This window comes from Rhodanobacter sp. FW101-FHT13A11 (assembly GCF_058790335.1).
The window spans coordinates 195,074-216,030 of record NZ_JBYTCN010000005.1; the positions used below are offsets into that span (position 1 = coordinate 195,074).

General features: G+C 67.0%; 19 protein-coding genes and 2 tRNA genes. 14 read left to right on the forward strand and 7 right to left on the reverse strand.

Annotated elements, in window-relative coordinates:
• Positions 1-7: 7 nt before the first annotated feature.
• The 3 genes from nadC to AC3WRN_RS08180 all read right to left on the reverse strand — a co-directional run bounded on the left by nadC (position 8) and on the right by AC3WRN_RS08180 (position 3,511).
• Positions 8-865, reverse strand: coding sequence for a carboxylating nicotinate-nucleotide diphosphorylase (nadC, locus tag AC3WRN_RS08170; RefSeq protein WP_492622593.1), 858 nt, complete (start codon positions 863-865; stop codon positions 8-10).
• Positions 862-3,126: a DUF1631 domain-containing protein gene (locus tag AC3WRN_RS08175; RefSeq protein ID WP_492622594.1), complete on the reverse strand. Its 2,265-nt coding sequence runs from the start codon at positions 3,124-3,126 to the stop codon at positions 862-864. The genes nadC and AC3WRN_RS08175 overlap by 4 nt, the downstream gene beginning before the upstream one ends.
• 115 nt (positions 3,127-3,241) lie before the next feature.
• Positions 3,242-3,511 carry a Trm112 family protein gene (locus AC3WRN_RS08180; protein WP_068096149.1) on the reverse strand — a complete coding sequence of 90 codons (270 nt, stop codon included), beginning with the start codon at positions 3,509-3,511 and terminating at the stop codon, positions 3,242-3,244.
• 67 nt (positions 3,512-3,578) lie between these two features.
• Between AC3WRN_RS08180 and purE the strand changes: the two genes are divergently transcribed.
• Both purE and AC3WRN_RS08190 read left to right on the forward strand, forming a co-directional pair.
• Positions 3,579-4,082, forward strand: a complete 504-nt coding sequence (purE, locus tag AC3WRN_RS08185; protein WP_492622595.1) for a 5-(carboxyamino)imidazole ribonucleotide mutase — start codon at positions 3,579-3,581, stop codon at positions 4,080-4,082.
• Complete coding sequence (locus AC3WRN_RS08190) at positions 4,079-5,239, forward strand: 5-(carboxyamino)imidazole ribonucleotide synthase (protein WP_492622596.1); 1,161 nt, start codon at positions 4,079-4,081, stop codon at positions 5,237-5,239. The genes purE and AC3WRN_RS08190 overlap by 4 nt, the downstream gene beginning before the upstream one ends.
• A gap of 185 nt (positions 5,240-5,424) precedes the next feature.
• On the opposite strand, the gene AC3WRN_RS08195 is transcribed toward AC3WRN_RS08190, so the two are convergent.
• Positions 5,425-6,003, reverse strand: coding sequence for a superoxide dismutase (locus AC3WRN_RS08195; protein ID WP_068096143.1), 579 nt, complete (start codon positions 6,001-6,003; stop codon positions 5,425-5,427).
• 115 nt (positions 6,004-6,118) lie between these two features.
• Between AC3WRN_RS08195 and grxD the strand changes: the two genes are divergently transcribed.
• The 7 genes from grxD to AC3WRN_RS08230 all read left to right on the forward strand — a co-directional run bounded on the left by grxD (position 6,119) and on the right by AC3WRN_RS08230 (position 15,047).
• Positions 6,119-6,442, forward strand: a complete 324-nt coding sequence (gene grxD / locus AC3WRN_RS08200) for a Grx4 family monothiol glutaredoxin (RefSeq protein WP_068096141.1) — start codon at positions 6,119-6,121, stop codon at positions 6,440-6,442.
• Entirely contained in the window at positions 6,439-7,209 is a 771-nt protein-coding gene (locus AC3WRN_RS08205; protein WP_068096139.1) for an SDR family NAD(P)-dependent oxidoreductase, read from the forward strand. The genes grxD and AC3WRN_RS08205 overlap by 4 nt, the downstream gene beginning before the upstream one ends.
• Before the next feature lie 66 nt (positions 7,210-7,275).
• Positions 7,276-7,875, forward strand: a complete 600-nt coding sequence (locus AC3WRN_RS08210; protein ID WP_068096154.1) for a YhgN family NAAT transporter — start codon at positions 7,276-7,278, stop codon at positions 7,873-7,875.
• A 99-nt stretch (positions 7,876-7,974) separates the two neighbouring features.
• Positions 7,975-9,687 carry a bifunctional ornithine lipid synthase OlsF gene (gene olsF / locus AC3WRN_RS08215; protein ID WP_492622597.1) on the forward strand — a complete coding sequence of 571 codons (1,713 nt, stop codon included), beginning with the start codon at positions 7,975-7,977 and terminating at the stop codon, positions 9,685-9,687.
• A 350-nt stretch (positions 9,688-10,037) separates the two neighbouring features.
• Complete coding sequence (locus tag AC3WRN_RS08220; RefSeq protein WP_492622598.1) at positions 10,038-13,352, forward strand: TonB-dependent receptor; 3,315 nt, start codon at positions 10,038-10,040, stop codon at positions 13,350-13,352.
• A 148-nt stretch (positions 13,353-13,500) separates the two neighbouring features.
• Positions 13,501-14,901, forward strand: coding sequence for a nucleotide 5'-monophosphate nucleosidase PpnN (gene ppnN, locus AC3WRN_RS08225; protein ID WP_068096134.1), 1,401 nt, complete (start codon positions 13,501-13,503; stop codon positions 14,899-14,901).
• A 69-nt stretch (positions 14,902-14,970) separates the two neighbouring features.
• A tRNA-Asn gene (locus tag AC3WRN_RS08230) sits at positions 14,971-15,047 on the forward strand.
• Positions 15,048-15,099: 52 nt separating this feature from the next.
• Here AC3WRN_RS08230 and AC3WRN_RS08235 read toward each other — a convergent pair.
• Positions 15,100-15,609 (reverse strand): GspH/FimT family pseudopilin, encoded by a 510-nt coding sequence (locus AC3WRN_RS08235; protein ID WP_068096132.1) that lies wholly within the window; start codon positions 15,607-15,609, stop codon positions 15,100-15,102.
• Between the two features lie 198 nt (positions 15,610-15,807).
• Here AC3WRN_RS08235 and uvrB point away from each other — a divergent pair, with 198 nt between their 5' ends.
• Positions 15,808-17,832, forward strand: coding sequence for an excinuclease ABC subunit UvrB (gene uvrB, locus AC3WRN_RS08240; RefSeq protein ID WP_492622599.1), 2,025 nt, complete (start codon positions 15,808-15,810; stop codon positions 17,830-17,832).
• 87 nt (positions 17,833-17,919) lie between these two features.
• Positions 17,920-17,994 (forward strand) — tRNA-Val (locus tag AC3WRN_RS08245).
• 309 nt (positions 17,995-18,303) lie between these two features.
• Here the strand turns inward: AC3WRN_RS08245 and AC3WRN_RS08250 are convergent.
• Positions 18,304-18,621, reverse strand: a complete 318-nt coding sequence (locus AC3WRN_RS08250; protein ID WP_068096127.1) for a hypothetical protein — start codon at positions 18,619-18,621, stop codon at positions 18,304-18,306.
• 86 nt (positions 18,622-18,707) lie between these two features.
• Positions 18,708-18,989: a hypothetical protein gene (locus AC3WRN_RS08255; RefSeq protein ID WP_068096125.1), complete on the reverse strand. Its 282-nt coding sequence runs from the start codon at positions 18,987-18,989 to the stop codon at positions 18,708-18,710.
• 263 nt (positions 18,990-19,252) lie between these two features.
• Here AC3WRN_RS08255 and dapD point away from each other — a divergent pair, with 263 nt between their 5' ends.
• Genes dapD through AC3WRN_RS08270 form a run of 3 tightly spaced genes read left to right on the forward strand, consistent with a single transcriptional unit; the run spans position 19,253 to position 20,932 of the window.
• Positions 19,253-20,080 carry a 2,3,4,5-tetrahydropyridine-2,6-dicarboxylate N-succinyltransferase gene (dapD, locus tag AC3WRN_RS08260; RefSeq protein ID WP_492622600.1) on the forward strand — a complete coding sequence of 276 codons (828 nt, stop codon included), beginning with the start codon at positions 19,253-19,255 and terminating at the stop codon, positions 20,078-20,080.
• Entirely contained in the window at positions 20,077-20,433 is a 357-nt protein-coding gene (locus AC3WRN_RS08265) for a Spx/MgsR family RNA polymerase-binding regulatory protein (protein WP_492622601.1), read from the forward strand. The genes dapD and AC3WRN_RS08265 overlap by 4 nt, the downstream gene beginning before the upstream one ends.
• A 1-nt stretch (position 20,434) precedes the next feature.
• Positions 20,435-20,932 (forward strand): DUF2165 family protein, encoded by a 498-nt coding sequence (locus AC3WRN_RS08270; protein ID WP_492622602.1) that lies wholly within the window; start codon positions 20,435-20,437, stop codon positions 20,930-20,932.
• Positions 20,933-20,957 lie beyond the last annotated feature (25 nt).

The window sequence follows — 20,957 nt, forward strand, 5'->3', positions numbered from 1 at the left end:
CCGCGGCTCAGTCCAGTTGCAGGCGCAGCGACAAGTCCACCGCCCGCACGTGCTTGGTCAGTGCGCCGACCGAAATGAAGTCGACGCCGGTACGGGCGAATTCGCCGATCGTGTGCAGGTCGACGTTGCCGGAGGCCTCCAGCGGCACGCGTCCGGCCGTGCGCCGCACCGCCTCGACCATCGTCGCCAGCTCGAAATTGTCCAGCATGATGCGGTCCGCGCCGGCCTGCAGCGCCTGCTCCAATTCGTCCAGGTCCTCCACCTCGACCTCGAGCGGCAGTTCCGGGTGAAGCCGGCGTGCGGCCTGTACCGCCGCGGCGATGCCGCCGGCGGCGGCGATGTGGTTTTCCTTGACCAGGATCGCGTCGTACAGGCCCATGCGCTGGTTGTGGCCGCCGCCGCAGCGCACCGCGTACTTCTGCGCCAGGCGCAGGCCGGGAATGGTCTTGCGGGTATCCAGCACGCGTACGGCGGTGCCGGCGACGGCGGCGACGTACTCGGCGGTCACCGTGGCGGTGGCCGACAGCAGCTGCAGGAAATTCAATGCCGAGCGTTCCGCGGTGACCAGCGAGCGGGCATGGCCGGACAGGCGGCAGATCACCGAGTCGGGCGCGGCGCGTTCGCCGTCGCGCACCTGCCAGTCGAGATGCACGGCCGGATCGAGCCGGCGGAAGCAGGCGTCGAACCAGGCCGTGCCGGCGATCACCGCCGCGTCGCGGCAGGTCAGTGTGGCATGCGCGCGGGCGCCGGCCGGCAGCAGGCCGGCGGTGGCGTCGCCCCGGCCGAGATCCTCGGTGAGCGCGCGCTCGACATCGGCGGCGATCTGCGCGGCATCCGGCAGCGCGAACGACGGGGCATGGCTCATTCGGCGGCGTCGCCTGCGGGCGCCGCCGCGTCGGACTGGCTCAGCTTGCCGACGATCGCGGTCATCGCCCGGTCGAACAGGGCATTGCCGGCGAGTACGCGGGCGCGGCCGTCGGTGAGCAGCACGGTCAGTTCCCGCGGCGAGTGGTCGGCCACCTTCAGGCCGCGCCGGTTGACGAACAGGTAGCGACCGCTCATCGGGCTGATCCACGACAGCTTGGCCCGGGTCATCGCCTCGTCGGGCATGCAGAATTCCAGCCAGGAGCCCGGTTGCAACGCCTGTACCTGGTGCCACTCGGGGCTGTCCAGCGGCACCTCGACGACTTCCTCGTCGATAGCGTCGTCCGCCGGGGCATCCTGGCTGATGACCGGCTGGATGCTGTCGGGGATGGACAGCATGGCGCCGGCATCTTCGGCATAGGTTGCCTCGATCGTCGCCGGCGCCTCGCCGAGCTGCTGGCGGTAGTACGCGTGCAGCTGGCCGAGCAGGCGCTCGATGTCCTGTTCCTGGAAGGCTACGTTGGCCAGGCCGTGGCGCAGCGCGCGCTCGATCCCGGGCAGCATCTGCCGCAGCGCCTGCCGGCTTTCCTGGGTGGTTGCAGGCCGGGTGCTGGCGATGAATTCGTCGACGAAGCGCAGCGCGCCCCTGAACTCGGGCGAGCCCTCGCCCTGGCGCAGCAGGGTCAGCACCAGGTGGTTGGCCCAGGCCCGTGCCAGCACGCCGTGCAGCAGTGGCGGCAGCTTGTGCCCGCCGATGCGGTCGAGGATCTCGCGGGCGGCCCGGCGGCGCGCCTGTTCCAGTTTCTCGCGGCCGCGGGTGGATTCGGCGACGCGCTGCTCGGCCAGTTCGGAGCGGCGCTTGTTGAGGTCCTGGAACTGCTGCAGGTCGACCAGCAGGCGCTCGAAGATGCCCATGTCATCGTCGAATTCGTGCAGCAGCTGGTCGACGATCGACTTGACCTTCTCGTGCAGGCGGCGGTCGCGATCGGACTCCTCGGACCAGCCCTTGGCCTGCTCGGCCAGGCCGTCCAGCAACCGGCGGGCCGGGTGCTGGCGGTGCGCGAACAGCTTGCGGTCGAGGATCGCGGCCTTGAGGTAGGGGATCTGCAGCCGCGCCAGCATGACCTGCATGGCGACGGGCAGGTTGCGGTCCTCCAGAATGAACTCGAACAGCATGCCGACCAGGTCGATGGTGTCCTCGTCGATGCTGGCGACGTGGCCGGGCTTCTCGCCGCGCAGCGCGCCGATCTGGGCCAGCAGTTGGCCCTTCAGCTGCATCACCTCGCGGCTCAGCTCGGCAGCGTCGCCGGGTTCCGCGTAGGGCAGCGGACCGGCGCTGGCGATCTGGCTCTGCAGCACGCTGAGGGCGCCGAGCAATTCGTTTGCCGAGGGCAGCGGGCCGGTCGGTATCGAGTGCACGCCGGCGGCCGCGGGGCCGCGGCGCGCGCTGAACAGCGCGTGCAGGGTCTGCAGCAGGTCGCTGGGGATCTCGTTGGCCTCTTCGCCGGCTGCGGCGTGGGCCGGATCGGTGCCGGCGGCGGCCTTTGCGTTGCTGCGCGAGGCCTCCTGACGCAGCTGCGGCAACACGCCGGCGCGCGCCAGTTCGGTGTTGATGTCCTGGTAGAGGTCTTCCAGCGACGACAGCACGTAACGGTCGAACAGTTTGTAGATGATCAGCTTGACCCGCATGTCCGCGCTGAGTTCGTGCAGCGCGTGGCGGAAAGCCTGGGTCAGCCCCGCCGGTGCCACCGGGTTGCCGGAATCCTCGATCTTGTGGCCGCCGCAGATCACCGATAGCCGCTGGTTGACCGCGAACAGGTCGCGCGACAGCCGCGACTCGTGCTTGCTGGTCATGCTGGTGATCGCCAGCGATTCCTCCAGCTCGTTGTCGGCCACCAGCGTCAGTTCGACCGTGCCCGACGATGTCGACATGCCTGCGCCGAACGGGCGCTGTTGCGGATGCGCCAGCTCGCCGAGGTCGCGGTTGACCCGGCCCAGGAAGCTGCGCTCCACCGCGGAGCGACGCTTGCGCACTTCGCGCATGCCGTCGAAGTAGTGCATCTGCGCGGCGTTGTTCTCGGCCTTCTCGGCCAGGTCGAACAGTGCGTCGTCGACGTGCTCGAAGGCATTGCCGATCCACTGCTGCAGCCGCTTGCCGGCGATGTTGCGCACGGCGTTGAGCAACTCGCCGACGCGTTCGCTGGCGGGGTCCAGGCGCTGGCTCAAGTTGATGACTTTGGATGGATCACTGGCTTCGTTCATCGCCAACCCCCTGAAACATTGCGGTGCACAGCCGAATCCGGCACGGGCTGGGCAGGTACCGACGATAAGCCAAAGCGGGTATGCGTGTCATTCCCCGGCGGCCGTCGGCGCGACGCTACGCCGCGGGGAATCCGCTCAGTTGGAGGGTGCCGATGCCTTCCTCGGGCAGCATCACCGGGATGCCGTCCTCGACCCGGTAGATCACCTTGCGATCGGTGGTGATCAGGGCCTCGCCGACCCGCTCGCGCACCGGTGCGCCCGCGACGGTGTCGACCTTGCCGGTGGCGATCGCGTCGTTCAGCGCATCGAGCTCGCGCTTGCCCAGCGGGCGCAACGGCATTTTGCTGACGGGGCAGCACAGGATGTCGAGCAGGCGCTTGTCCATGGTGGATCGCTTGGGTGTGCCGGGCTGGTGAAAGCCCGTACAATAACCGCTTTTGGATGGCCCGGCCATGACAGGAACAAGCAGACTGCCGCGCGTTGGCGTCGTGATGGGTTCGCGGTCGGATTGGGAAACCATGCAGCACGCGGCGAACGTGCTGACCGAACTGGGCGTGGCTCACGAGGTGAGGGTGGTGTCCGCGCACCGTACGCCGGACCTGCTGTTCAGCTACGCCGAACAGGCCCATGCACGCGGCATCCAGGTGATCGTCGCCGGCGCCGGCGGCGCTGCCCATCTGCCCGGCATGCTGGCGGCCAAGACCCGCCTGCCGGTGTTCGGCGTGCCGGTGCAGTCGAAGGCGCTGAACGGGATGGACTCGCTGCTGTCGATCGCGCAGATGCCGGCCGGCATTCCGGTCGGTACCCTGGCGATCGGCCGCGCCGGTGCGGTGAATGCCGGCCTGCTGGCCGTGGCGGTGCTGGCATTGCACGATCCGGCATTGGCCACGGCGCTGGATCACTGGCGCGCGCGGCAGACCCAGGCCGTGATCGAGCAGCCGGACCCGCGTCAATGAGCGAACGGCGGCAGCCCGTACTGGGCGTACTCGGTGGCGGCCAGCTGGCGCGCATGCTGGCGCTGGCGGGGGCGCCGCTGGGCGTGAACACCCTGGTGGTGGACAGCGCGGCCGACGCCTGCGCCGGCCAGGTCGCGCCACTGGTGGTGGCCGACTGGACCGACTACGCCGCCCTGGAGGCGTTTGCGGGCGGGGTCGACGTGGTCACTTTCGATTTCGAGAATGTGCCGGCCGAGACGGCTCGCTGGCTGGCCGAACGGGTGACGGTCTTCCCCGCGCCGCAGGCACTGGCGGTGGCGCAGGACCGGCTGGCCGAGAAGACGCTGTTCCGCGAGTGCGGCCTGTCCACGCCTGATTTCATGACGGTGGATACCCGCGAACAGCTGGACCAGGCGCTGGCCGCGGTCGGTGCGCCGGCCATCCTGAAGACGCGCCGGCTCGGCTATGACGGCAAGGGCCAGTTCCGGCTGCGCGACCTGGCCGATGCCGATGCGGCATGGGCTGCGCTCGGCGCGCAGGCGTCGCGGCATGGCCTGATCCTGGAGGCGTTCGTGCCGTTCGAGCGCGAGTTGTCGGTGGTCGCCGTGCGCGGCCGCGACGGCGACTTCCGCACCTGGCCGCTGACCCGCAACTGGCACGTCGATGGCGTGCTGTCGATGAGCCTGGCGCCGGCGCCGGACATCGAGCGGCTGCAGCAGCGCGCCACCACGCTGGCGCGGACGCTGGCCGAGCGGCTGGACTACGTAGGCGTGTTCGCGCTGGAACTGTTCGTCAAGGACGGCGACCTGCTCGGCAACGAGATGGCGCCGCGGGTGCACAACTCCGGCCACTGGACCATCGAGGGCGCGCACGCCAGCCAGTTCGAGAACCACGTGCGTGCGGTGCTCGGCCTGCCGCTGGGCGACACCGGCGCGCGCGGCCCGTCGGCGATGTTCAACTGGATCGGCGAGCTGCCCGATGCGTCCGCGGTGCTGCGGGTCGTCGACGCGCACTGGCACGACTACGGCAAGCAGGCCCGGCCCGGCCGCAAGGTGGGCCATGCCACGGTGTGCGCGCCGGATGCGGGGCAACTGGCCGCGCGGCTGGGCGGGATTGCCGCGGCGCTCGGGCGCGAGGCACAGGTGGCGCCGGTGCTGCAGGTGCTGGATCGGCCGTAGGAGCGCACCCTGTCCACAAGGGACTTCCTTCGGTCGTGCGCGATGCTCTTCGCCTCGAGCCACGCCAGAAGCAGAGCATCGCGCACAGGGTGCGCTCCTACGGGCTTTACATCGTGGATGGGGTTGCCCGATAAAAAACGGAGCCGTCGCCGGCTCCGTTTTTTTATCGCATGGGTGTCGGGGAATCAGGCCAGGTTGCCGGCCGCGAATTCCCAGTTCACCAGGTTCCAGAACGCCTCCACGTACTTCGGGCGGGCGTTGCGGTAGTCGATGTAGTACGCATGCTCCCACACGTCGGTGGTGAACAGCGGCTTGTCGCTGCCGGTGATCGGAGTGGCGGCGTTGGAGGTGTTGACGATGCCGAGCGAACCGTCCGGGCGCTGCACCAGCCAGGTCCAGCCGGAGCCGAAGTTGCCGGCGGCGGACTTGCTGAACTCCTCCTTGAACTTGTCGAACGAGCCGAACGCCTTGTTGATCGCGTCGCCCAGCTTGCCGGTCGGGGCGCCGCCGCCCTTCGGGCTCATCGAATTCCAGTAGAACGTGTGGTTCCAGATCTGCGCGGCGTTGTTGAACACGCCGCCGGAGGATTTCCGGATGATCTCCTCGAGCGGGGCGCTGGCGAACTCGGTGCCATCGATCAGCTTGTTGAGGTTGGTCACGTAGGCCTGGTGGTGCTTGCCGTAGTGGTATTCCAGCGTTTCGGCGGAGATGTGCGGCTCCAGTGCGTTCTTTTCGTACGGCAGCGGAGGAAGTTCGATCGCCATGATGAGGCTCCTTGAGATGTGGCTGGGGGAGAAAAGATCGGCGCAGCGGACGGCAGCCGACGGGTGACTGATACAATACCGGTCTGCCTGCATTGTAAAGATGAAACACCGAGCCATGGATATCAACGAGCAAATCAGGGCGACGCTGGCCGAGCATCCCATCGTGCTTTTCATGAAGGGCACGCCGGAGTTCCCGATGTGCGGGTTCTCCAGCCGGGCCGCGCAAGCACTGGCCGACGCCGGTGCCGCGTTCCACGCGGTGAACGTGCTGGCCGATCCGCAGATCCGCGCGGCGTTGCCGCACTTTTCCAACTGGCCCACGTTCCCGCAGCTGTTCATCCAGGGCGAGCTGATCGGCGGCTGCGACATCATCGAGGACCTGAAGTCCTCCGGCGAATTGTCCCGCATGGCCAGCGACGTGGCCGGGGTGGCGCCTTGACGGCGCTGCCGGTTGCCCGGTTGCCGGCCGGCTGGCAACCGGCCGCCGACACCCTGGCCGATCGCGTGGTGCTGGTGACCGGGGCCTACGGCGGGCTCGGCGGCGCGGTGGCGCGCGCAGCGTCGCGCGCCGGGGCCACGGTGGTGATCACCGGCAGGCGCAAGCGACAGCTGGAGCAACTGTACGACGCCATGCTGGCCGAGGGCCTGGCCGAGCCGGTGATCCATCCGCTGGACATGGAGGTGGCCACGCCGCGCGAATACGCTGCCCTGGCCGAAGGCCTGGAGCGCGACTTCGGCCGGCTCGACGGCATCGTGCATGCGGCCGCCAGCTTCGGCGGGCTTACCCCGATCGCCATGCACAAGCCGGATGCCTGGCTGCGTGCGATGCACGTCAACGTCAACGCCCCGTTCGCACTGACCCAGGCCTGCCTGCCGCTGCTGACGCAGGCCCAGGACAGCGCCGTAGTGTTCGTGCTGGACGACCCCGAGCTGCTGCAGCGCGCGCACTGGGGCGGCTACGGCGTGTCGAAGGCGGCGCTGGAGCGCTTCGTGGCGATCCTGCACGAGGAAAACGACAGCGGCCCGTTGCGCGTCCATGCCATGCTGCCGGCGCCGATGCGCACGGCATTGCGGCAGCTGGCCTATTTCGGCGAGGACATCCTGCAACGCCCGCTGCCGGATGTCGCGGCCGCGGCGGCGGTGTATCTGCTTGGCGCGCAGGGCGCGGCAGCGCGCGGCACGATGCTGGACCTGCGGAACGACTGACCGGTTGTCACTCCGCGGCATGATGGCGTGCCGCCCAACGAGGATGGAGTCGAGATGGAAACGCAGATGACCACATTGTCGGCGGGCATCCTGCTGTTCCTGATCATGGACCCGCTGGGCAACATCCCGCTGTTCCTGAGCCTGCTGAAGAACGTGCCGCCGAAGCGCCGGCGCCATGTCATGGTGCGCGAGTTGCTGATCGCGCTGGGCGTGCTGCTGGTGTTCCTGTTCGGCGGCCAGCACATCCTCAAGCTGCTGCAGCTGAAGCAGGAGTCGATCAGTATCGCCGGCGGCATCGTGCTGTTCCTGATCGGCATCCGCATGGTATTCCCGCCAGCCGACGGCGGCGGCATCTTCGGCAAGTCCGGCGGCGGCGAGCCGTTCATCGTGCCGATGGCGATTCCCGGCGTGGCCGGCCCCTCGGCGATGGCGGCGTTGCTGCTGCTGACCAATACCCAGCCCGGCCGCACCGCCGACTGGACGATCGCGCTGCTGCTGGCGTGGCTGGCCAGCTCGCTGATCCTGCTCAGCGCCACCTATCTTTTCCGCTGGCTGGGCGAGAGCGTGCTGACCGCGTTGGAGCGCGTGATGGGCATGCTGCTGATCGCGTTGTCGGTACAGATGTTCATGGCCGGCGTGGCGGCGTTCCTGCACATGAACGTTTGAAACGGCGAGCTTGCCGTCATGTCGCAGGCATCGCTTCGGGTCATCGTGCTGCTGTCATAATCGGGCGCCAGGATGGAGGGGGAATCCGAGGACGCAGACATGCTGAGTATCGAACAGTCCCTGACCGAACGATTGCCTTGGCTGGCGCAGTTCCCGCGCCTCCGCCGACCCGTGGCCGGCATGCTGGGACGCCTGGCCGACGAGGACGGCTTCAACCGCGTGCTGGATCGGGCCGGCAGCGCCGAGGGTTTCGATTTCGTCGATCGCGTGCTGGAGGTGCTCGGCACCAGCCATCACGTCAATCCCGGCGATCTCGAGAACATTCCGGCCGAGGGCCCCCTCCTGGTGGTGGCCAATCACCCGCTGGGCATGCAGGACGCACTGGCGATGCTGCAGCTGATCGGTTCGGTACGCCGCGACGTGCGCATCCTGGGCAATGACTGGCTGGCGACCGTGCCGCAACTGGGCAAGCTGCTGCTGCCGGTGGACGTGTTCGGCAAAGGAGCTGCCTCCCGCTTGCGTGGTATCTACCGCGCGCTGGAGCGGGGCGAGGCGCTGATCGTGTTCCCTGCCGGCGAGGTCTCGCGTGTGCGCGCCGGCGGCGTGCGCGACGGCCGCTGGTCGGAGGGGTTCGCGCGGCTGTCGCTGCGCAGCAAGGTGCCGGTGTTGCCCGTGCACATTTCGGCGCGCAATTCGGCGATGTTCTACGGCCTGTCGATGCTCGCCAAGCCGTTGAGCACGGCGATGCTGCCGCGCGAGGCGGTGGCGCCCGGCAAGCGCAGGATCGGCTTCAGCATCGGCGCGCTGATCGATGCCGAGGAGCTTGCCCGGCGCAGCGGCGGTTCACCGGGGCGGGTGGCGAAACTGATGCGTCGGCACGTCTACCGGGTCGGCCAGCATCGGGGCCTGATCTTCGGTGGCCAGGCGCCGCTGGCGTTGCCGGAACCGGCGGCGCAGGTGGCGGCGGAACTGGCGCGCGGTGAGAAACTGGCCGATCTTGCCGACGGCAAGCAGGCCTGGTTGTACATGGGCGCTGCAGGCGGCGCGGTGATGCGCGAGATCGGCCGGCTGCGCGAACTGACCTTCCGCAAGGTGGGCGAAGGCACCGGTACGCGATGCGACCTGGACGCCTACGACCCCCACTACGAGCATCTGGTGCTGTGGGACCCGCAGGCATCGCGCATCGTCGGCGCCTACCGCTTCGGCCATGGCAGCCGGTTGCTTGCCGAACGCGGCATGGCCGGCCTGTACACCTCCAGCCTGTTCTCCTATTCACCGGCGCTGGAATCGCGGCTGGCGCAGGGACTGGAACTGGGCCGCAGCTTCATCGCGCCGGCCTACTGGCGTTCGCGCGCGCTGGACCAGCTGTGGCAGGGCATCGGCCTGTACCTGCAGCGGCATCCCGAGCTGCGCTACCTGTTCGGACCGGTCAGCATGTCGGTGAGCCTGCCGCGCGAGGCGCGCGAATGGATCGCCGCCGCGCATCAATATTATTTCGGTGCACCGGGCCTGGCCGCGGCGCGGCAGCCGTTCGTGGTCTCGCCCGAAGTGGTGCAGGGCGTGCATGCGGCACTGGAGGGCCTGGATGCCGTCGCCGGGCTGGGCAAGCTCAAGCACCACCTGGATGCACTGGGCGTCAGCATTCCGGTGCTGTACCGCCAGTATGTGGACCTGGTCGAGCCCGCCGGCGTGCAGTTCCTGGGTTTCGGCGAGGATCCGGATTTCTCCGGCTGCGTGGATGGCCTGGTGATGCTCGACCTGGCGAACCTGAAACCCGCCAAGCGTGCGCGCTATCTCGGCAAGGCAGGTTGAGTCGATGTTGCCCCGCCGCCGCCGCCGCGTCACATGATGACTGCGATTGATGCATATGCTTGATTTAAAAGTAACAAACAAGTTTTGTGCAATCTGGCCGTGTATGGCGGGTGACGTGTAAATGTTACAAAAGTGTCATACAATGCCGTTAAAGTTCGCTTAAACAACCGGCCGACGCAAAATCTTGCTGGCCGAAGCGTCCCGAATCCACTCTGTTGGTGCATCGGGGGCCTGCCATACCAGGGTATCAAACAAACACGGGTCAATAGTGCGCTTGGCATGCTCCGGGCCAGGCACCGTTTGCATCCCGAGACGCAAATACTTTCGTTTCGAGCCTGAGAGTCGACAGAATGAATAGCCGAATTCGCGCCAAACTCCTGCCGTTTGCCATCGCTTCGCTGCTGGCGTCGTCGGTGCCTGCCATCGCGCAGGACACCTCCTCTTCGATCAGCGGCCGCGTGCTGGACGCGAGCGGCCAGCCGGTGGCGGGCGCCACCGTGCAGATCGTGCACGAGCCGTCGGGCACCACCAAGATCACCACCACCGATGCCAGCGGCCGTTATGCCGCACAGGGTCTGCGCGTGGGCGGTCCGTTCGACGTCACGGCATCCAAGGCCGGCCTGGCGCAGGCGGAGCATGGGCAGGTGTACCTGCAGCTGGCCCAGGAAACCCCGGTCAACCTGACCATGGGTGCGGGACAGGCCAAGCAGGTCCAGAACCTTGCCGGAGTCATCGTCTCGGCCAACGCATTGGCACAAACCTTTACCCCGGACAACAAGGGCATCTCGACCAACATCTCGCAGCGTGAAATCGAGGCGACGCCGACCCCGGGCCGCTCGATCCAGAATATCGTGCGCCTCGATCCGCGCATCGTGATCTCCGACCGCGACCGCGGCGAGATCTCCGCGATCGGCCAGAACAGCCGCTACAACAACATCACGGTGGATTCGGTCAGCGCCAATGATCCGTTCGGGCTGAACGCGAACGGCCTGCCGACGCTGGGCACGCCGATTTCGCAGGACACGATCCAGGAATACAACATCTCGACCGCCAACTACGACGTGGCCACGCGTCGCGGCGTCGGCGCGATCGTCAACGCAGTGACCAAGAGCGGTACCAACGATTTCCATGGTTCGGCGTACTACGCGTTCCAGAATCGCGACAAGATGATCGCCGACTATAACGACAAGCCGTATGGCGGCTTCCGCCGCACCTGGACCGCCGGCGGCACCGTCGGCGGCCCGATCATCAAGGACAAGCTGTTCTTCTTTGCCTCGTACGAGAAGAGCAAGCAGATCGGCCCGTCCTCCCAGTACGGCGTGCAGGGCTCCGGCGCGACCACCGAGATCCGCGGCCTGACCCAGCAGAACGTCGACGCCATCACCGCTGCAGCCAAGGCCAAGGGCTTTGACGTCGGTGGTCTCGGCGGCGGCAACACCGATCTGCAGGACAAGCGTTACCTGGCCAAGATCGACTGGAACATCACCAACAACCACCGCGCCAGCTTCACCTACAGCCAGACCAAGGAAAACAAGCCGATCATCACCGGCAACAACAACATCCTGGTGCTGTCCAGCGGCTGGTACAAGACCAACGTCGACAACAAGAGCTACGCGCTGCACTTCTATGACGACTGGTCGGATGTCTTCTCCACCGACACCACTCTTTCCTACGCCGACTTCCAGCAGAACCGCGGCCCGTACAACGGCGTCGCCCAGCCGGACGTCTCGGTGTGCCTGAACAGCGTCAACGGTTGCTACAGCTCCAGCAGCTCGCCGGGCGTGGAGTTCGGTACCGAATACTCCAGCCAGGCCAACGTGCTGCACGTGAAGACGCTGAATGCGGCGTGGGCCGGCACGCTCTATCTGGGCGACCACACGGTCAAGGGTGGTTTCGATTTCCAGCGCGGCCAGTACTACAACCTGTTCCTGCAGAACGCGTTCGGCAGCTACCAGTTCAACACGCTGGCCGATTTCAATGCCGGCAAGTATTACCAGTACCGTTACAACGCACCGGCCGCAGGCCTCGGCCTGAGCGACGTCGCCGCCAACTTCGAGTTGAAGGAATACGGCATCTTCCTGCAGGACACCTGGCAGGTGAACCACAACCTGTCGGTGCAGTACGGTTTCCGCGTCGATATTCCGCTGACTAGTGACCGGCCGCTGTACAACCCGTGCTATGCGGCTGCTCCCGGGGTAGCCGTGGTGGCGGCCAACTGCGTTTCGGCCAAGGGTGGTTTCGGTCGTACCAATACCAGCACGATCAATGGCAACCGCCAGGTACAGCCGCGGATGTCGTTCAACTACACCTTCGACACCGAGCGCCTGACCCAACTGCGCGGCGGTGCCGGCCTGTTCATCTCCAACCCGCCGAGCGTGTGGCTGGGCAACATCTACCAGAACTCCGGCGTGACCCAGGTGCAGTACAACTGCGGTCCGACGCAGAGCGCGTGCAATACCGCGACCGGCCTGCCGCCGTTCAGCGCCAACCCGAACGGGCAGAATGGCGGCTCGGCGCCGGTTCCCGGCGCCAAGGGCGCGCAGATGGCGGTCAGCACGGTCAGCGACAACTTCCAGCTTCCGAGCGTTTGGAAAATGTCGCTCGGCTTCGATCGCGAGCTGCCGTGGTGGGGCCTGGTGTTCACCGCGGATTACGAGCACATCAAGAACCGCAACGCGATCTGGTACCAGAACCTCAATATCGGCGCACCCACCGGCGTGCTGCCGGATGGCCGGTTCACCTACTACAAGAATCCGACGGGCGGCAGCAGCGGCAATACCGCGCGTGCGAATTCCAACCAGGCGTTCGGCGATGCGGTGATCAACCTGGCCAACAGCGCTCGGGGCAGCGCCGACAGCCTCAGCCTCTCCCTGAAGAAGCCGTTCGCGGACGAGTGGTCCGGCATGGTCGGCTTCACCTGGAGCCGCGCCACGGAGGTGAACCCGGGTACCTCGAGCGTGGCCCGTTCGAGCTTCAGCAACAACGTCTGGGTGAACCCGAACGCGAACAAGGCGAGCACCTCCAGCTACTCGATCCCGAAGCGCGTGATCGCCTCGCTGACCTGGCAGCACCGCTTCTTCGGCGACTACGCCACCAGCGCCACCATGTTCTATGACGGCCACTCGGGCACTCCGTACAGCTGGCGCTTCGGCAACGACGCCAACGGCGACGGTTTCACCTCCGACCTGGCCTACATCCCGAACAAGGGCGACATCAACTTCGCGCCGGGCACCACGCAGGCACAGAAGGATTCGTTCTGGGCGTACATCGACAGCAACAAGTATCTGCGTGACCACAAGGGCGAGATTGCCAGCCGCAACGGCGCCCGTGCTCCCTGGATCAACCAGATCGACCTGAGCTTCAGCCAGGAGATCCCGGGCCTGTTCAAGGGCAACAAGGGCGTCATCCGGCTGGATATCTACAACGTCGGCAACATGCTCAACAAGAAGTGGGGCGTCGACCACCGCGCCAGCTTCCCGCTGGTTCGCAACCTCGCCGATTTCGCCGGCGTAGGGGCCGATGGCAAGTACATCTACGACATCAGCAAGGCGGCTTACAAGGACAGCAACGGCAACTACAGCCCGCTGCCGCTGCCGCGCGCCGACGAGTTGAACGGCCCGACCCAGCGCTGGTCGATCCTGGCCACCCTGCGTTACACGTTCTGAGTCATCCGTTGTTCGGTAATACTGGCCGGCGCCCGCGAGGGTGCCGGCTTTTTGTTGGCCGGTACTTGACCCTGTCCCGCGTATGCCTTGAAGCTAGGCGGTCTGCCCTGCATGAAGGCAGTGCCTGTCGTAGGACCATGGAGATTCGATGAACACCCATTACGCCGACCCTTCCGGCACAACCAAGACCGTCAGCGCCCGCATCTCGCCGATCGGCGGGCTGGACGTCCTGTCCCGCAACGAAGTGGCGCGCTTGCGCGGCGCCAGCGGCTCGGGCCTGCATGCGCTGCTGCGGCGCTGCGCGCTGGCGGTGCTGACCTCGGGCAACGTCAGCGACGACCCGCGGGCGATGTTGGAGCAGTACCCGGATTTCGACATCCAGGTGCTGCAGCAGGACCGCGGCATGAAGATCGAACTGACCAACGCGCCGGGGCAGGCCTTCGTGGACGGCCAGATCATCCGCGGCATCAACGAGCTGCTGGTGGCGGTGGTGCGCGACATCGTCTACGTGTCGACCCAGCTGGAACAGATCGGCTTCGATCTCGACGGCTCGGCCGCGCTGACCCAGGGCGTGTTCGAGATCCTGCGCAACGCGCGCATCCTGAAACCGCAGGTCGATCCGAACCTGGTGGTGTGCTGGGGCGGCCATTCGATTTCGCGCGAGGAGTACGACTACACCAAGCTGGTCGGCTACCAGCTCGGCCTGCGCGGACTGGACATCTGCACCGGTTGCGGCCCCGGCGCGATGAAGGGGCCGATGAAGGGCGCGACCATCTCGCACGCCAAGCAGCGGCGGCGGCACAACCGTTACATCGGCATCACCGAACCGGGCATCATCGCGGCGGAATCACCGAACCCGATCGTCAACCACCTGGTGATCATGCCGGACATCGAGAAGCGGCTGGAGGCGTTCGTGCGCCTGGGCCACGGCATCATCGTGTTCCCCGGCGGCGTCGGCACGGCCGAGGAGATCCTCTACCTGCTCGGCATCCTGCTGCACCCGGACAACGCCAGCACGCCTTTCCCGCTGATCTTCACCGGGCCGCGCCAGTCGGCCGCCTATTTCGAGCAGATCGATCGTTTCCTGCGCCTGACCCTGGGCGACGAAGTGGCCCGGCACTACCAGATCATCGTGGACGATCCGGAGACGGTGGCGCGCACGATGCTCAAGGGCCTGGAAAAGGTGCGCCACAACCGGCTCGACACCAAGGACGCGTTCTTCTTCAACTGGGCGCTGCAGATTCCGCTGGAATTCCAGCAGCCGTTCCGCCCCACCCACGAGGCGATGCGCGCACTGCAGCTGCACCACGGGCGCCCGCGGCACGAGCTGGCGGCGGACCTGCGCCGGGCGTTCTCCGGCATCGTCGCCGGCAACGTGAAGGAGGAGGGCGTGAAGGCGATCGAGCAGGATGGTCCGTTCGAGATCGACGGCGATGCGGACATCATGCACGCGCTGGACAAGCTGCTGCAGGCCTTCGTCGAGCAGCATCGGATGAAGCTGCCCGGCGGCGCGGCGTACGTGCCGTGCTACCGGATACTGACCGGCTGAATCGATGGGCGCTGCCCGCGTCCGCCGGCTTGACAGCTCATCGCGGCCCCGACAAACTACGCAGCTCCCGCCCGAATAGCTCAGCCGGTTAGAGCACTTGACTGTTAATCAGGGGGTCGTTGGTTCGAGTCCAACTTCGGGCGCCAGACATGCTCCACGAAAGCCGGCATGCTGCCGGCTTTCGTGTTTTCGCGCCGCCTATTCCTTGCAGCTGGCGGCCTGCGCCGTGCTGCCCGGTGCGCCGCGGACGCGGCCGGCGTTGGAGACCACCACGCTGAGTACCCGTTCCGCACCGGATCGCTGGCAGAACAGCAGGGTGAGGTTGCTGCCATGAGCGGTGCCGTCGGGATGGAAACGCACGATGGGCCGGGCGCTGCTGCTCCGGATGATCAGCTTGTCACGGTAGCCGGATCCGACGCGAAGCGGCCGGTTGTCGGGTTGGTCGTTATGGTCGGCGTCGTGGGCAAGCAGCCAGCCGTCTTCCCAGCGCGCGTCGTTGCTGCAGCTGCTGCCGTCGCGCGACGGGCAGAACAGCGTGCGCCTGCCGCTCATGATGGCGGTTTCGCGGGCGTGTCGCAGCGCTGCGATGAAATCCGCCTGGGCAACCTGCAGATGGTTGCGGCCAAGCAGCTTCGCCATTACCGGTATGGACATGCTGGTGACGGCAGCGATGATCAGGAGCACCATGATCTGCTCGATCAGGGTCATGCCATGTTGCAGCGGGCAAGGTGCCGAATGCCTGGAGGTCGTCACGGCGTCGCTTCCTGCGGGTCCGGGAGGTTCCATGCTAGGGCGCTGGCGCCATGCGGCCAGCAGCCCGGTGCCGATGTGGCTGTCGGCCCCTGCTGACGGTTCCTGTCAGCAGGCCCGATTTAAAATGACCTGCCGCGCCCACACCTGTAGCCGATGACCGACCGCTTCCAACTCGCCGCTCCCTACCAACCCGCCGGCGACCAGCCGCAGGCGATCGCACGGCTGGCCGAGGGCTTCGAGGCCGGCCTGGCCGCGCAGACCCTGCTCGGCGTGACCGGCTCGGGCAAGACCTACACCATCGCGAACGTGATCGAGCGCATCCAGCGTCCGACCATCGTGATGGCGCCGAACAAGACGCTGGCAGCGCAGTTGTACGGCGAGTTCCGCGAGTTCTTCCCGCACAACGCGGTGGAGTACTTCGTCAGCTACTACGACTACTACCAGCCGGAAGCCTACGTGGTGGCGTCGGACACCTTCATCGAGAAGGACTCCTCGATCAACGAGCACATTGAGCAGATGCGCCTGTCGGCGACCAAGGCGCTGTTGTCGCGGCGGGATTCGATCATCGTCGCCACGGTGTCGGCGATCTACGGCCTCGGCAATCCGGAGGACTACCTGTCGCTGCGGCTGATCCTGGCCAAGGGCGAGCGCATCGACCAGCGCAAGCTGATCCACCAGCTCACCGAACTGCAATACACCCGCAACGAGCTGGAACTGCGTCGCGGCACCTACCGCGTGCGCGGCGAGATCATCGACGTGTTCCCCGCCGAGTCGGAGACCGAGGCGCTGCGCATCGAGCTGTTCGACGGCGAAGTGGAGAACATGGTGCTGTTCGATCCGCTCACCGGCGAGACGATCCGCAAGGTGCAACGCTATACGGTCTACCCGCGCACGCACTACGCCAGCACGCGCGAAAGCGTGCTCAACGCGATCGAGACGATCAAGGTCGAGCTGAAGGAACGGCTGGAGCTGCTGTACCGCGAGAACAAGCTGGTCGAGGCGCAGCGGCTGGACCAGCGCACCCGCTTCGACCTGGAGATGATGGCCGAGGTGGGCTACTGCCAGGGCATCGAGAACTACTCGCGCCACCTGACCCGGCGTGCGCCGGGCGAGCCGCCGCCCACGCTGTTCGACTACCTGCCGGCCGACGGCCTGCTGGTGGTGGACGAATCGCACGTCACCGTGCCGCAGCTGGGCGCGATGTACAAGGGCGACCGCTCGCGCAAGGAGACCCTGGTGGAGTTCGGTTTCCGGCTGCCGTCGGCGATGGACAACCGGCCGCTGCGCTTCGAGGAGTGGGAAGAGCGCGTGCCGCGGGCGATCTACGTCTCCGCCACCCCGCGCGACTACGAGTTGCGCAAGTCCGGCGACGCGGTGACCGAACTGGTGGTGCGCCCGACCGGCCTGGTCGATCCGGAAGTGGAGGTGCGCCCGGTGCGCACCCAGGTCGACGACCTGCTCAGCGAGGTGCACAAGCGCGTGGTGATCGGCGACCGCGTGCTGGTCACCACGCTGACCAAGCGGATGGCCGAGAACCTCACCGAGTATCTGGCCGAGCACGACGTGAAGGTGCGCTACCTGCACTCGGACATCGAGACGGTGGAGCGCAGCGAGATCATCCGCGACCTGCGCCTGGGCGAGTTCGACGTGCTGGTCGGCATCAACCTGCTGCGCGAAGGGCTGGACATGCCCGAGGTGTCGCTGGTGGCGATCCTCGACGCCGACAAGGAGGGCTTCCTGCGCTCCACCGGCTCGCTGATCCAGACCATCGGCCGCGCCGCCCGCAACGTGCGCGGCAAGGCGATCCTCTATGCCGACGAGGTGACCCGCTCGATGCGGGCGGCGATGGACGAGACCGCCCGCCGCCGCGAGAAGCAGATGGCCTGGAACGAGGCCAACGGCATCACGCCCAAGACCGTGGTGCGGCGCATCGCCGATATCATGGAAGGCGCGCGCAGCGAGGCGGGCAATCGCCGTGGCGGCAAATCCTCGACGCGCGGTCGTGCCGCGGTGGCCGAGCCTGCCGCCGAGTACGCCGGACTTAGTCCCCAGCAGGCGGCCGGTACGATCAGGAAACTCGAGGCGCAGATGTACAAGCACGCGCAGAACCTCGAGTTCGAGGACGCCGCCCGTCTGCGCGACCAGATCCACCAGTTGCGCGAACAGGCCCTGCGCTGAGTCGGCAACGGGGCCGCCTGCGGGATATTGTCCGGTGCCGGCAGCTCCCGTATACTGCGCGGCTCGCGTAGCTGGTTTGCGCGATACGGGCGGTTAGCTCAGCGGTAGAGCACTACCTTGACATGGTAGGGGTCACAAGTTCGATCCTTGTACCGCCCACCACCTTGAGTCCAGCAACGGCGCGGCTTTCGGGCTTGGCGCCGTTTCTGCTTCTTGCGGCTGCTGACTCCGAACTGACCTGTGAAGCCGGGGCACGCCATCGTCCGGATCGGCGTTCCAGGCGTCCGGCGCTCTGCGGGGCTGCCCGAGGTGGGCTGGGTTGAACGCGGCGTACCGCCCGTCATGGCCGCCACCTCCTCTCCCTTGCTCGTCACCGATTCGCCCCGGCGCATCCCTGTCCGTTACGTTGCGGTGACGCGACTCCGAGGCAACAATGATGCCGTAGCCCGTTGGGACGAAGCACGCCGGCGACTACCTGTTTGCGCGCTGACGCCGGCGTTTCCAGCGCAGCCAGCGCCGTTCCGTCCAGACCAGGGCCCGCCCCATCGGGCGGCGCAGGAAAGGAAGGTCCTGGGCCAGCAGCAACAGGCCGAGCGGCAGCATCCACAGGCCAAGGATCGGCAGGATGCTGAAAACCCCGCCCACCACGAGCAGCAGCCCCACGGGGAGGCGCACCCAGCGCGCCGAGGGCGAGCGCAGCCGGCGAACCCACCGGCCGACACCCTTCGGCAGCTCCCGTTCCAGACGGTCGAGTCGCCGGTCCAGTCTTTCCTTGTCTTTGTCGTTCATGCCTCGCGGGCAACCGTCGCCTGAGCCGGGGCCATCGTATCGGCAAACCGGTGCCTCCCACCCGCAACGGGCCGGTGGATGGGGGCCTACTCGTCCTCCGTCGAAGCGGGCGACAGGTAGTTCGGGTCTTCCGAATCGCGCGCGTGGCGGATGGCGTTGCGCAGGCGAAGGTCGAGATGGTCGAAATCGAGGATGACCTTGCCGGAGTGGACGGCCTTGACGGCCGACATCGGCACCACGAAGTCGCCGGCGTTCTCGATGTAGACCAGCAGCTCGGGCAGCCCGTGCCGGATCTCGCGGACGGAGCCGATGCCTTCGCAGCCGTCGGCGACGAAAACCATGGAACCCTCGTTGATCTGCTCGCGCATGTCTCGATTCTCCGGGGCGGGTGGGCGGAGGGGCGCCGCATGGCGGGCCGCGGCGCATGATGGGCACAGCTGTCGTCTTGGAGCGGTGAAAGGCCACGTTCCGTACCCGGCTGGCCGCGCCCGGGTCGCGGCTTCCGGGCCGGCTGTGAAAGAATGGGGGCCTGCCATCGTGGATGGCCGAACCCGACCGTGGCTGCCACCGCCGCGGCATGTACCCCCGACGGCCGTCGCGCTCGACGGCCGTCTCCAAGCGAACGAGCCCCATGCAAGCCATCGAAACCCTGATCGACGACGCCTTCGAGCGCCGCAACGCGCTCACCCAGGCCGAGATCGAAACCCACCTGCGGCCGGCCATCGGCCAGGTCCTCGACCTGCTCGAATCCGGCGAGCGCCGCGTCGCCGAACCGGACGGCCGCGGCGGCTGGACGGTGAACCAATGGATCAAGAAGGCGGTGCTGCTGTACTTCCGCATCAACGACAACCGCGTGGTCGACGGCGGCCCGGCGCAGGCGTTCGACAAGGTGCCGCTGCGCTTCGCCCACGGCAACGATGAGGAACTGCAGCGGCTCGGCGCGCGCGTGGTGCCCGGCGCGCTGGTGCGCCGCGGCGCGCATATCGCGAAGGACGCGGTGCTGATGCCCAGTTACGTCAACATCGGCGCCTACGTGGGCGCCGGCAGCATGGTCGACACCTGGGCCACGGTGGGTTCTTGTGCGCAGATCGGCGCGGGCGTGCACCTGTCCGGCGGCGTCGGCATCGGCGGCGTGCTGGAGCCGCTGCAGGCCAACCCCACCATCATCGAGGACGGCAGCTTCATCGGCGCGCGCTCCGAAGTGGTCGAGGGCGTGGTGGTGGAGAAGGGCAGCGTGATCGGCATGGGCGTGTTCCTCGGCCAGTCCACCCGCATCTACAACCGCGCCACGGGTGAAACCAGCTACGGCCGCGTGCCCGCCGGCAGCGTGGTGGTGGCCGGCAGCCTGCCGGCAAGGGACGGCAGCCACAGCCTGTACGCCGCGATCATCGTCAAGCAGGTCGATGCGAAGACGCGCAGCAAGACCAGCATCAACGAACTGCTGAGGAGCGGCGAATGAGCCTCGCTCTGTATGGACTTCCGAATTGCGACACGTGCAAAAAAGCGCGCAACTGGCTCGCCCGCTTCGAGGTGGCGCACGACTTCATCGACTACCGCGCCAGCCCGGTGCCTGCGGCCACGCTGAAGGACTGGGCGGCGAAGCTCGGCGGCTGGGAGAAACTGGTCAACAAGTCGTCCACCACCTGGCGCAACCTGCTGCCGCAGCGCAAGAACCCCGGCAGTGATCCGGAGTGGACCTTGCTGCTGAAGGAGTATCCCACGCTGATCCGCCGCCCCGTGGTGGTGCAGTCCGATGGCGCGGTAAGCGTGGGTTTCACCGACAACGGCTTCAAGAAGCTGTTCGGGCGCTGAGATGGCGGTGCGGCTTTCCGGCATCCTGCTGATGGCCGCGATTGCACTGTGGCTGGCGCTGGTCGCGTTCGGCAACATCACCGACTACGGCAGCAACTGGGTGTTCGTGCGGCATGTGCTGGCGATGGATTCGATCTTTCCCGGTGCCAGCATCCGCTACCGCGCCATCCATGCGCCGCTGCTGCAGCACGCCGCCTATCTGCTGATCATCGCCATCGAAACGCTCGCCGCGGTGCTGTGCTGGATCGGCGCCTGGCGCATGTGGCGCGCACGTCGCGCAGCGGCATCGACATTCCGTCGTGCCAAACGCGTTGCGATATACGGGCTGACGGCAGGCCTGATACTGTGGCTGGGCGGTTTCGTGGCGATCGGCGGCGAGTGGTTCGGCATGTGGATGTCCAGCCAGTGGAACGGCCTGGAAAGCGCGTTCCGTTTCGTCGTCGTGCTGCTTGCTGCGCTGGTTTATCTGGGCCAGCGTGACGACGAGATCGATCATTGAAGTCGGGGCGCTGACAAAGTGGCGA